13 protein-coding genes and 1 riboswitch are annotated in these 11,544 nt (G+C 38.2%); all 13 genes read left to right on the top strand.

Annotation, left to right across the window (positions count from 1 at the left end; genetic code table 11):
• The first annotated feature begins 396 nt into the window (after window positions 1-396).
• The 13 genes from JIV24_RS18210 to JIV24_RS18150 all read left to right on the top strand — a co-directional run bounded on the left by JIV24_RS18210 (window position 397) and on the right by JIV24_RS18150 (window position 11,530).
• Window positions 397-2,631 carry a molybdopterin-containing oxidoreductase family protein gene (locus JIV24_RS18210; protein WP_200466509.1) on the top strand — a complete coding sequence of 745 codons (2,235 nt, stop codon included), beginning with the start codon at window positions 397-399 and terminating at the stop codon, window positions 2,629-2,631.
• Between the two features lie 10 nt (window positions 2,632-2,641).
• Window positions 2,642-3,175: a 4Fe-4S dicluster domain-containing protein gene (locus JIV24_RS18205; RefSeq protein ID WP_200466508.1), complete on the top strand. Its 534-nt coding sequence runs from the start codon at window positions 2,642-2,644 to the stop codon at window positions 3,173-3,175.
• 18 nt (window positions 3,176-3,193) lie between these two features.
• The gene (nrfD, locus tag JIV24_RS18200; RefSeq protein WP_200466507.1) at window positions 3,194-4,135 is read left to right on the top strand and encodes an NrfD/PsrC family molybdoenzyme membrane anchor subunit; all 942 of its coding nucleotides are present in this window, start codon (window positions 3,194-3,196) and stop codon (window positions 4,133-4,135) included.
• A 29-nt stretch (window positions 4,136-4,164) separates the two neighbouring features.
• Window positions 4,165-4,689, top strand: coding sequence for a YeeE/YedE thiosulfate transporter family protein (locus JIV24_RS18195; RefSeq protein WP_200466506.1), 525 nt, complete (start codon window positions 4,165-4,167; stop codon window positions 4,687-4,689).
• 13 nt (window positions 4,690-4,702) lie between these two features.
• Entirely contained in the window at window positions 4,703-5,293 is a 591-nt protein-coding gene (locus JIV24_RS18190; protein ID WP_200466505.1) for a YeeE/YedE thiosulfate transporter family protein, read from the top strand.
• Window positions 5,294-5,342: 49 nt separating this feature from the next.
• Window positions 5,343-5,963, top strand: a complete 621-nt coding sequence (locus JIV24_RS18185; RefSeq protein ID WP_200466504.1) for a rhodanese-like domain-containing protein — start codon at window positions 5,343-5,345, stop codon at window positions 5,961-5,963.
• Between the two features lie 115 nt (window positions 5,964-6,078).
• Window positions 6,079-6,219: riboswitch (molybdenum cofactor riboswitch) on the top strand.
• Between the two features lie 139 nt (window positions 6,220-6,358).
• On the top strand, window positions 6,359-7,090 hold the full coding sequence (locus JIV24_RS18180; protein WP_200466503.1) for a sulfite exporter TauE/SafE family protein: 732 nt from the start codon (window positions 6,359-6,361) through the stop codon (window positions 7,088-7,090).
• Window positions 7,090-7,635 (top strand): molybdenum cofactor guanylyltransferase, encoded by a 546-nt coding sequence (locus JIV24_RS18175; protein ID WP_200466502.1) that lies wholly within the window; start codon window positions 7,090-7,092, stop codon window positions 7,633-7,635. Before JIV24_RS18180 ends, JIV24_RS18175 begins: the two co-directional genes overlap by 1 nt.
• Complete coding sequence (locus tag JIV24_RS18170) at window positions 7,632-8,147, top strand: hypothetical protein (RefSeq protein WP_200466501.1); 516 nt, start codon at window positions 7,632-7,634, stop codon at window positions 8,145-8,147. The genes JIV24_RS18175 and JIV24_RS18170 overlap by 4 nt, the downstream gene beginning before the upstream one ends.
• A gap of 10 nt (window positions 8,148-8,157) precedes the next feature.
• Window positions 8,158-9,333 carry a molybdopterin molybdotransferase MoeA gene (locus tag JIV24_RS18165; protein WP_200466500.1) on the top strand — a complete coding sequence of 392 codons (1,176 nt, stop codon included), beginning with the start codon at window positions 8,158-8,160 and terminating at the stop codon, window positions 9,331-9,333.
• Entirely contained in the window at window positions 9,317-10,117 is an 801-nt protein-coding gene (locus tag JIV24_RS18160; RefSeq protein WP_200466499.1) for a GTP 3',8-cyclase MoaA, read from the top strand. The genes JIV24_RS18165 and JIV24_RS18160 overlap by 17 nt, the downstream gene beginning before the upstream one ends.
• A 3-nt stretch (window positions 10,118-10,120) precedes the next feature.
• Window positions 10,121-10,570, top strand: a complete 450-nt coding sequence (moaC, locus tag JIV24_RS18155; protein WP_200466498.1) for a cyclic pyranopterin monophosphate synthase MoaC — start codon at window positions 10,121-10,123, stop codon at window positions 10,568-10,570.
• A gap of 33 nt (window positions 10,571-10,603) precedes the next feature.
• Complete coding sequence (locus tag JIV24_RS18150) at window positions 10,604-11,530, top strand: MOSC domain-containing protein (protein WP_200466497.1); 927 nt, start codon at window positions 10,604-10,606, stop codon at window positions 11,528-11,530.
• Window positions 11,531-11,544: the final 14 nt, after the last annotated feature.

The following is an 11,544-nucleotide window of genomic DNA, read 5'->3' as shown; positions in this document are numbered from 1 at the left end:
ATCTTTGTTTTTTAACCTAAACATTGGGCTTCTACTATGTTTTTGTACGTTTTATTAAAACTTTCGGAGGCTAGTGAGTCCAGGTATAAAAAATATAGATATTGACATATGAGAGTAAGTAGAGCAAAATACTTTCTATCTAGATTAAATCTTATTAAGTGCAGACAGTTATGAGTAGGTGATGATTTCTGTAAAGAGCAGGTTAATAGTTAGATGTTGCCATTAAAAATTATGAATATTTAAAGTAGCACTCCTAACAATTCTTTTTTATTCCTATTATTGATATTAAGTCTAAATATTAATAGGGGCTACCTTATGATATTGATTAATTAACACATCTAGTTATGTGTATATTTTGCTATTTTTGTCAATATTACTTTCTAAATCAACAAATCGATGGGTAAAAGCAGAAGAGATTTTATAAAAATTTCAGCACTTGGTGCCGTGGGAGTTTTGGTTGGTTCTCGGTTACTAACGGCCCAAAATAATACTGTAATTCCTGAAAGTCTTAAAGGACCATGGCTAATGCCGGAGGATTTGCACAGAACACCAACATATTGTGAAGTGTGTTTCTGGAAATGTGCTGGCTGGACTTATAAAAACAAAGACGGTCAAATACAGAAAATCATTGGTAATGATGATGATCCTAATAGTAACGGGCGCTTTTGTCCCCGAGGAACCGGAGGTGTTGGTATGTACTATGATGAGGATCGTTTAAAAACACCTTTGATTAGGGTAGAGGCGGCTGACGGCACACAGACATATAAGGAAGTATCCTGGGAAGAAGCCTTTGACTACATTCAGGAAAAATTAGAAAAAGTCATTAAGAAACATGGACCTGAGAGCCTGGCACTATTTACGCATGGCTCAGGTGGAACTTACTTTGGTAACTTATTAAAAGCTTTAGGTTCTCAAAATATAACGGCACCATCATATGCACAGTGTCGTGGGCCACGTGAAGTTGGTTTTATAGCCACCTTTGGTGAAGGTTTAAGTTCTCCTGAACCCACAGATATTAGAGATTGCAAATGCATGGTACTAATTGGTTCTCACATTGGCGAAAATATGCACAATGGTCACGTGCAGGAAATGTCAGATGCAATTGATAAAGGGGCAACCATTATTACTGTTGATCCTCGTTTTTCTACAGCTGCCAGTAAATCGAAGCACTGGTTGCCAATCAAACCTAGTACTGATATTGCCCTTTTAATGGCATGGATTCATGTTCTGATTTATGAGGAACGATACGATAAGAAATATGTAGAACAATATACCTTTGGGTTTGAACAATTAAAGGCTCACGTAAAACACATGACACCTGAATGGGCATATGGCATAACAACCATAAAGCCTCAGGTAATACGTGAAACAGCACGTGAAATGTCTTATGCATCACCAGCAACAATAATACATCCCGGACGGCATGTAACATGGTATGGTGATGATACGCAACGCTTACGGGCAGTTGCTATACTAAATGCACTTTTGGGTTCATGGGGACGCCGGGGTGGTTTTTATATCCCAGACAAAGCTAAGGTGCCAGGAGTGCCACATCCACCATATCCAGAACCTAAAAAGACCTGGCGTGATGCGATGAATGGTAAATATGAATTGGCTGATTTAGCATTAGCCAATGGCGTATGTGACGCTACTATACCTTCTGCTACTAATGACGCGAATGTTAAGGCTTGGATTGTTAATGGTACAAATCTTATTGAGACATTACCAAATCGACCTAAAACCTTAGAGGCTATTAATGCTCTTGATTTAATGGTTGTGGTTGACACAATGCCAATGGAAATTACCGGTTACGCCGATGTTGTTTTGCCTGAATGTACATATTTAGAACGTTATGACTCTTTACGCTTAACCCAACATCGCGAACCCACTATCTCATTACGAATGCCGGCTATGAAGCCAAAATATGATTCAAAACCAGCCTGGTGGATGGCTAAGAATCTGGCAGAGCGATTAGGTAAAGGTGAATATTTTCCATTTGATTCTATCGAGGAAGAGTTAGACTTTCAATTGAAGAAGGTTGGCTCATCACTGGAAGAAATGCAGAGCATTGGTGTTAAAAAAATGGAACGTGAGTACGACGATTTGTATTATAGGGATGGTGAAGAAATTGAATTCAATACTAATACGGGTAAAATTGAATTATATTCTACTTCACTGGAAGAATATGGTTTTGATCCGATGCCAAAATACACTGCTCACCCAGAACCACCCGAAGGTTACTATCGCTTGATATACGGACGTGCTCCGATGCATACTTTCTCACGTACAGCGAACAATCCTAATCTTACCGATTTGATGGACGAGAATACAGTATGGGTTAATCCAAAGGTGGCCAAAGAATGGGATTTACAAAACGGACAAGAAATTTACCTTCAAAACCAGGATAATGTAGTATCAACTTTTCCTATAAAAGTAAGAATTACCGAGAGGATTCGTTGGGATTCAGTATACATGGTCCATGGGTTTGGACATTCAAAAAAGCAATTGAGCAGGGCCTTTGGACGCGGAGCAAGTGACACTGAGTTAATAACCAATGTAATGATGGATCCAATTATGGGAGGCACTGGTATGAGAGGTAATTTTATCACATTTAGATTTAATAAAGCATAAATAGACAGCTATGAGATATGCAATGGCCGTAGATACGAAAAAATGTGTGGGCTGCAGTGACTGTGTGGTAGCTTGTCAGACCGAGAATGATGTGCCGATAGGCTACTGTCGCGACTGGATTGTGGAAGTGACAGATGGTACGTATCCGCAATTAGAATTGGAACATCGTTCAGAGCGCTGTAACCACTGCGAGAACTCACCTTGTGTGCGTTGTTGCCCAACAGGGGCAAGTCATTATAGTGATGGCGGAATTGTTTTGGTAACTAAAAATAAATGCATTGGATGTGGAGCTTGTATTGCCTCTTGTCCATATGATGCACGATTTACACATCCCAAAGGCTATGTCGATAAATGTACATTCTGCATTCATCGGGTTAAAAAGGGACAAGAGCCGGCATGTGTGGCTGTTTGCCCAACAAAATGCATGTATTTTGGTGATTTAGATGATCCAAATTCAGATGTTAGCAAGGTGATTAAAAAGCGTAAGTATAAAACCTTGATACCTGAAGCAGGCACACAGCCTCAATTGTACTTCTTGATATAAATCGTTTAAAAGAATAAAATGAGAGAAGAGTTAATCGTTAGCGGACGTATGAATCCACACATCGATCCGCAATTAGAAATATGGGAATGGCATATTCCTGCATACTTATTTTTAGGAGGTTTAGCAGCAGGTATTTTGTTTTTTGCCAGTTACTTTTTTATCAAAGGGAAAAGCGATGAGTACCCAACTGCGGTAAAATTAGCGCCTATTTTCACACCATTACTTATTGGCTTGGGACTAGTATTCCTCTTTCTGGATTTAAAGCACAAATTATATTTTTGGCGACTTTATACGGCATTTAAAATTGAATCGCCAATGAGTTGGGGAGCCTGGACATTGATGGCCATTATGCCCTTGTCAGGTATTTGGGCTGCTCTTAATATCAAAACACTATTTCCGAAATGGGATTGGAAATTTGATGTTGTTAAAGATGCTATTAAAGTATTGGAAGATTACAAAACTCCAATTGCCTGGGCAATGATGATTTTATCAGTTATCCTGGGTATTTATACTGGAATTCTGCTATCAGCATTTAATGCCCGTCCGCTTTGGAATACATCCATCCTTGGTCCTTTGTTTTTAGTGTCGGGAATGTCAACTGGTGCTGCAGCAATTATCATTTTATCAAAATCCAAGGCCGAACGACACACATTTGCACGCATAGACTTGTTATTAATAGCCATAGAACTCTTTTTGATTATTCATATGTTTATGGGTTTTAGAGCTAGTTCACAAGTGCAAATTGATGCTTCAGCTATGTTCCTTGGAGGGCAGTTTACGGCAGTATTCTGGGTGCTGGTAGTTGGATTTGGATTGCTTATTCCTGCAGCTCTTGAAGTGATGGAGATGAGAAACAAGAAAGTACCATACATGGTTGCTCCGGCTCTGGTATTATTCGGTGGTTTATTATTCCGTTTTATTATGGCATATGCCGGGCAAATGAGTCGTTGGTTGTATTAAATTGAGATTAATAATATAAATAGATATAGATGAATAAAGAGCAAAGTACTAAGTACATCAATCCGTATATGGGTGGTGTGCTACTCGGTTTGGTTTTGCTGACAGCATTTTACTTCTCAGGGCGAGGCCTTGGTGCAAGTGGAGCTGTTAAAAGTGTAGTGGTGGCAAGTGTTGAAACAGTTTCACCTTCGCACGTTGAGTCGACTGAATTTTACCAAAATTACAAAGCGTCTCATTCTGGAGGTCCTTTAAAAGACTGGTTAGTTTGGGAAATGTTGGGTGTCTTAGTCGGAGGTTTTATTTCTGGCGCATTAGCCGGGAGACTTAAATTTAAAGTTGAACATAGCCCGAAGATAACCAGTAAGGTTCGCTTGGTATTTGCGGCCATAGGAGGTATATTATTTGGCTTTGGCTCTCAATTGGGCCGCGGTTGTACCAGCGGTTCTGCTCTCAGCGGAATGGCAGTGTTGTCATTAGGTGGTTTTATCACCATGGCATTTATATTCGGAACAGCCTTTGCTTTAGCTTATTTTGCACGTAAATTATGGATTTAATAAAGAAACAGATATGGGACCTTTAATTGTATACGAACATATTTCAGAATACACCAACCTTTTGATGGCTTTCATCATTGGCATTGGCTTTGGCTTTGTACTTGAACGAAGTGGTTTTTCGTCATCTAGAAAATTGGCCGGAATGTTTTATGGTTATGACACAACCGTACTAAAAGTGTTTTTTACCGCTGCCATAGTTGCTATGCTTGGCCTTTTATTCTTCAGCCTGTTTGGTTGGATCGATTTAAGCCTTATATACATTAACCCTACATTCTTGTGGTCGGCTATTGTTGGAGGTGCGATAATGGGCGTTGGCTTCATTTTAGGAGGTTTTTGTCCCGGCACGGCCTTTTGTGCGCTATCAATTGGTAAGTTAGATGCTCTAACTTTTATTGGTGGTTTAGTTATTGGAGTCGTTTTGTTTACCGAAGGATTTCCGTTAATAGAAGAGCTGTTCTACGCCGAAAACATGGGTACACCAACCATTAATGAGTTGATAGGTATCTCTCGTGGAACGTTTGGTTTAATACTTATTTTGGTAGCCTTGGGCATGTTCTTTGTAGGTGAATGGGCCGAGCGTAAGTTTCCCAGAGAAGAATACTAACCTGAATGTGATAGATTTGTTAAATGACAATCATTTAAAATATTGAAACATGAATATGCGATTAAAACTGGCCTTAGCAATTATCCCATTGGGAATAATTATTGCTGCAGTTCCTGAAAATACGACAAGGCCATATAAATTAACGGCTCCTGAGCTATTGGGTGAGGTGAAAGAAGGGATGCAGTTCGTATCAACCGATGAGGTAGCTGATATGTTAGTTCAAAAGGATCCATCGCTTCAATTAATTGATGTACGTGATAAAGATAGTTTTGACAAATACCATTTGCCTGGCGCCATTAATATTCCGTTAGCAGATATCCTTTCTGTCGAAAACGAAGATTATCTCAATCAGGATGTTAAGATGAATGTGTTTTATTCAAACGGAAGTACAGCAGCCAATGAAGCGTGGATGATCATGCGACAGCTTGGATATATCAATAACTACGTGATGCAAGGTGGTATGAATTACTATGCTGAAACCATTATGAGTCCGGGCAAACCTGCATCAACCAGTCCAGATGATGAGTTTGCCAGATACGATTTTAGAAAAGGCGCCAGTGCAGCATTGGGAGGTGGTACTTTAGGTGCAGCAACTGAAAATGCACCTTCAGCACCAAAGCCGGTTATTAAAAAACGACCAAAGAAAAAAAGAGTAGCTGGTGGTTGCTAATGGTCAACAGCTACATAAAGCTTGATTTTAAATGATATTGATTATACATTTAAATCAAAAATGAAATATATTTAATGCCTGTTGATTCAGAAATGAGAAACAGGCATTTTTTAAATTAGAAAATTTTCTTCGAGTGATAATTCCTAAATCAAAGGACATGGAATTTAAACCGATGGGATTGGATGGAAACAATCAATCCTCCCGATTTCTGTTAAAATATCAGAATGACTTGGAAAGGAGAAGGGAAAACATATTTCATCATTTGATGATTTAGAGTACTACTAAATAGTGGAGTACAACCATGTTGTATACTAATATTTAGTAATACTTGTCAGTTTTAAGAATTGACACTCCTTTTCTGCTTTTCATTTATTTAGCATCAATTAGTTAATAGAATGGAAACAGAATTTCTTTTTTTTATTGCCATATTATTAACCTCAATACTCTATTCATCAGTTGGGCATGGAGGTGCGAGTGGCTATTTAGCTGTTATGGCGTTGTTTGCCATTCCACCCATTTATATGCGTGCCTCGGCTCTGACTTTAAATATGTTTGTAGCCGGCATCTCATTCTATCATTTTTATAGAGGAGGACATTTCCGATTAAAACTACTATTGCCTTTTGTTGCATTATCTATCCCCATGTCTTTTTTAGGGGCCAGGGTTGATGTCAATCCTAATACTTATAAAATTATATTGGGAGTATTCTTGCTTATGGCCGTTATACGAATGCTCTTTTTTACCAAGACTGAAAAAGAAACCAAACCAATTCATCTGCCACTAGCGCTTTTATTTGGTGCTGTTTTAGGATTTTTCTCAGGGATGATTGGTATTGGAGGCGGAATTATTCTTAGCCCTTTACTTTTATTAATGGGATGGGCAAGTATAAAAGAAACAGCAGCTATATCAGCCATTTTCATCTTCCTGAATTCAGCAAGTGGTATCTTGGGTGTAATGGCTCAAGGCTTCGAACCTATAAGCAGTATCTATATCTTAATCGTCCTTGGAATTATTGGCAGTATGATAGGTTCGCGGCTAGGTCAAAAGAAGTTTACCTCCAAATACTTAATGTATGTGCTGTCGTTTGTGTTATTGTTTGCCAGTTTTAAACTTTTTTATTTATCCTGATGGAAAAACTAACCGGAATAGTACTTGCAGGTGGGCTTAGCTCTCGAATGGGAAAAGATAAGGGGTTAATCCAATATAATGGGAGTGCCTTGATCGAATATAGTATCAATGCTCTAAAGCCTTTGTGTTCCGAAATTATCATCAGTTCTAATAATACGGATTATTCTAAGTTTGGCTACGGAGTGGTAGCTGATGAATATAAAATGACTGGTCCTATCGGAGGTTTGTATTCTGCATTATCTGCCTCTGACACTGATGACGTAATTATGTGTCCATGCGATATGCCATTTGTAACTAATGAAATATTCGAACAAGTTTTAAACAAAAAAGGAGATAGTTCGGTCGCAGTTATTGAATCCATGACTCATAAAGTGTATCCTACATTGGGCTATTTTCATAAAAGCTGCTTGCCAATTATTAAACAACAAATTGTAAAAGGGCAATATAAATTACAGTTGTTACTGAAAGAACTAAAGGCGCAAACGATATTGATTGATGATACTAAAGCCTTGTTAAACTTTAATTCACCGGAGGATTTATTGTGAAAAACTATCCCAATATCATACTGATTGCTGGCAATGGGCGTAATGTTGGTAAAACATTGCTATCATGTCGGATAATAAATCATTTGGCTAGTTTGACTGAAGTATATGCAGTTAAAATATCTTCACATTTTCATGAGTTAGACAAACAAGCACAAATAATAATTAGAACCAAAGATTATTGTATTGTAAAAGAAACCTTGAAAACGCGTAAGGATAGTTCACGAATGCTTGATGCGGGAGCAACAGATGTGTACTATGTACAATGTAAAAACGAAAACCTATCACAGATGTTTGAACATTTACAAGGTTTTCTACCGAATGATAAACCCATAGTTATTGAGTCGGGTGGACTGTATAACTACATAGTGCCTCATGTTTTGTATTATATTAAAGGAGAAGATTCACTTAAAAAACATGTTATACGAGACGGTGATGATAAGATAGTTTTATCACCCGATGAAGCGACAAAGTTGGATGTGCAAGATGTTTTTCCATCAACCCCAAACGATTAAAATAAATACGATGATTCAATATAAAGACGCATTAAAGAAGATTTTGGGTGAAGCGAAACCATTGGCTTCAGAAAGAGTGAGTTTGGCAAAAGCATTAAATCGGGTATTGGCTATAGATGTGTGTATTGATATAGATATGCCACCGTTTAATAAATCGGCTATGGATGGTTATACTTGCCGAAAAATAGACTTAGGAAACGAACTTCGTGTGGTCGAAACCATTTTTGCAGGGAAAGAGCCGGAATTCGTAATCGGCGAAAATCAGTGTGCTAAAATCATGACAGGCGCCGTTGTTCCTGAGGGTGCTGATTGTGTGTTTATGATTGAAGACTCTGAGCAAATTGATGATAAACATATACGCTGTACCAATTTAAATACCAAAACTAACATTAGTCTGAAGGGCGAAGATGCAAAAGAGGGAGATGTTTTATTATCAAAAAACACTATGCTTGAAGCGCGTCATATGCCGGTGTTAGCAATGGCTGGACAAAATGTGGTGGAGGTGTATCAAAAACCGAAGGTATCTATAATCGCTAGTGGTACTGAGTTAGTTGAACCAGATGAATATCCGAAGCCATACCAGATTAGAAACTCTAATTCTACTCAATTACTGGCACAATTACATCAATTAGGTATCGATGGTATTTACAATGGAATAATCAAGGATGAAGGTGCTCTTTTGGAAGAACAAATTTGTGCTGCTTTATTGGAAAACGATGTGCTAATTCTAACAGGTGGTGTCTCTGTCGGCGAGTACGATTTAATTCCGGATATTCTCCAAAAACTGGGCTGTGAAACGATCATTTCAAAAACGGCGATTCAGCCTGGAAAGCCAATGGTATTTGCATCACAAGGTAATCGCTATTGTTTTGGACTTTCGGGCAATCCGGTGTCATCCTTTATTCAGTTCGAATTATATGTGCGGCCTTTCCTTTATGCTTTAATGAATTATCAGTATAAGCCGATGGAATTGAACCTGCCAATAAATGCCGATTTTAAAAGAAGAAAAGATGAACGTTTATTATTTGCCCCTGCTTTAATCAATGAGAGGAGTGAGGTCGTTCCTCTTGAGTTCCATGGATCAGCTCACATAAATGGATTAAGTTCTGCGCAAGTATTGTTTGAATTGCCAATTGGAATGAAAGAAGTAAAAAAAGGAGATTTGGTACATGTTAGATTCTTATAACAGAAGGATTACCTATTTAAGAGTATCGGTAACCGACCGATGCAATCTCAGGTGCAGGTATTGCATGCCCGAAGATGGAATTCATCTTTTGAAGCATGATGAGATATTGTCCTTAGAAGAAATTGTAGAGGTGATTCGTGAAGGAGCCAAATTAGGATTGAAAAAAATCCGACTGACTGGCGGTGAGCCACTGGTTCGTAAGGGTATTGTCCAACTTGTGGAGATGATTAATCAAGTAGATGGCATTGAAGAAATAGCTATGACCACCAATGGTGTTTTACTCAATAAGTATGCTTCAGATCTTAAAAAAGCCGGATTAAAAAGGGTTAATATTAGTCTGGACACACTAGATGAAAAAGAATTTAAAAGTATTACCAGGTTAGGTAATCTGAATGACGTTAAGAAAGGAATAGTTGCCGCTCAGAATGCCGGTCTCACACCCATAAAAATAAATGTGGTCAAAACTAAATTCTCAAACAAACAGAATATCGAAGCCATCGAAAAGTTTTGTAAAGAAGAGGGGTTAAATATTCGATTCATTCACCAAATGGATTTAGAAACGGGTGATTTCTCCGTTGTTGAAGGAGGTGAAGGCGGCAATTGCAAGATATGTAATCGACTTAGACTAATGGCCAATGGTGATGTAAAGCCCTGCTTGTTTAGCAATAGTGGTTACAACGTAAAGAAGTATGGGATTAAAGAGGCTTTTCAGTTGGCCTTAGGAGCTAAACCAGAAGAGGGAAGCATGAATCAGAATCATAAATTTTACAATATTGGAGGTTAACACATGTCTGATGAATTAACACATATCAATAAAAATGGTGAAGCCAACATGGTAGATGTAGGTGATAAACCTATTCAAAAAAGAACGGCAAAAGCTACTGGTTTTATCAAACTACAAGAGAATACCCTAAGCCTAATCAATAATAACATGATGAAAAAAGGTGATGTACTCTCTGTGGCTCGCATTGCCGGAATTCAAGCTGCTAAGCAAACCCATTTTTTAATTCCGCTTTGTCATGCACTACAACTATCGAAAGTAGATGTTGATTTTGAGATTAAAGAGGACGGAATTCGTGTTGATTCATTATCACGATGCGAAGGGCAGACTGGTGTTGAAATGGAAGCCTTAACAGCGGTTAATGTGGCTCTGCTTACTATTTATGATATGTGTAAAGCGGTTGACAAAGATATGGAGATGAGTAATATTCGCCTGCTTGAAAAAACTAAGGTGTAAGTAGTTGGAACTAACGAATATAAATACGAAGTGATGAAAATTAATATAAAGTCAGTCAATATTTCACAAAAGAAAGGTACCAAAAAAGCACCTGTAAATGCTATAAAACTTAATGATTTAGGTGTAGCAGGAGATGCTCATTCTGGACCGTGGCACCGTCAGGTAAGCCTTTTGGGTATTGAGAGCTATCAAAAAACAGAAGATGCCTCAGGTGCAAAACTGAAATTTGGAGATTTTGCAGAAAATATCACAACTGAAGGAATGGAAATTCATCACACAAAAATATTCGATCGTTTTGTGGGCAATGGCATTGAATTGGAAGTCACTCAAATAGGTAAGAAATGTCACAATGGTTGCGAAATAAAACAGCTAACGGGCGATTGTGTGATGCCCAAGGAAGGAATTTTTTGTCGAGTGATCTCGGGAGGGGAATTAAAAGCTGAAGATGTTTTAGAATATGTTCCTCGACAAATTAAGGTTCATGTTATTACCTTAAGTGACAGGGCCTATGAAGGAATTTATGAAGATATGAGTGGTCCGTATGCGGAAACAGTCATGAAGGCATTTTTTCAGGAGAACGGTCGACAATATCATATTCAAAGAACCATTCTACCCGATGACGAAGAGCTAATCAAAAAGGTAATGCTGGAATCCAAAGCTGCTCCTTTTGATATTGTTATTACCACGGGAGGAACTGGAATTGGTCCAAGAGATAATACGCCCGATATCGTTAAACCATTACTCGACAAAGAAATTCCTGGCATAATGGAAGTTGTTCGTGTCAAATATGGACTTGAAAAGCCAAATGCATTACTAAGCCGAAGTATTGCTGGTGTTATGGGGCACTCACTTGTATATGTTTTACCGGGCAGTGTGAAGGCGGTTAAAGAATACCTGAACGAAATTACGCCAACAATTGAACATTCATTAAGAATGTTACATGTTATCGATGCGCATTAATAAAATGAATTAGT

Origin of the sequence: Carboxylicivirga marina (assembly GCF_016612505.1) — a bacterium.
GTDB lineage: Bacteria > Bacteroidota > Bacteroidia > Bacteroidales > Marinilabiliaceae > Carboxylicivirga > Carboxylicivirga marina.
Note: the sequence above shows the minus strand (reverse complement) of the source record. Positions and strands in the feature narration are given on the sequence as shown.

Coding starts and splice junctions, on each gene's coding strand:
- JIV24_RS18195 (WP_200466506.1), top strand. CDS start 4,165: ATGAATAAAGAGCAAAGTACTAAGTACATCAATCCGTATATGGGTGGT.
- JIV24_RS18160 (WP_200466499.1), top strand. CDS start 9,317: ATGTTAGATTCTTATAACAGAAGGATTACCTATTTAAGAGTATCGGTA.
- JIV24_RS18185 (WP_200466504.1), top strand. CDS start 5,343: ATGAATATGCGATTAAAACTGGCCTTAGCAATTATCCCATTGGGAATA.
- JIV24_RS18165 (WP_200466500.1), top strand. CDS start 8,158: ATGATTCAATATAAAGACGCATTAAAGAAGATTTTGGGTGAAGCGAAA.
- nrfD (WP_200466507.1), top strand. CDS start 3,194: ATGAGAGAAGAGTTAATCGTTAGCGGACGTATGAATCCACACATCGAT.
- JIV24_RS18180 (WP_200466503.1), top strand. CDS start 6,359: ATGGAAACAGAATTTCTTTTTTTTATTGCCATATTATTAACCTCAATA.
- JIV24_RS18150 (WP_200466497.1), top strand. CDS start 10,604: ATGAAAATTAATATAAAGTCAGTCAATATTTCACAAAAGAAAGGTACC.
- JIV24_RS18210 (WP_200466509.1), top strand. CDS start 397: ATGGGTAAAAGCAGAAGAGATTTTATAAAAATTTCAGCACTTGGTGCC.
- JIV24_RS18190 (WP_200466505.1), top strand. CDS start 4,703: ATGGGACCTTTAATTGTATACGAACATATTTCAGAATACACCAACCTT.
- JIV24_RS18205 (WP_200466508.1), top strand. CDS start 2,642: ATGAGATATGCAATGGCCGTAGATACGAAAAAATGTGTGGGCTGCAGT.
- JIV24_RS18175 (WP_200466502.1), top strand. CDS start 7,090: ATGGAAAAACTAACCGGAATAGTACTTGCAGGTGGGCTTAGCTCTCGA.
- moaC (WP_200466498.1), top strand. CDS start 10,121: ATGTCTGATGAATTAACACATATCAATAAAAATGGTGAAGCCAACATG.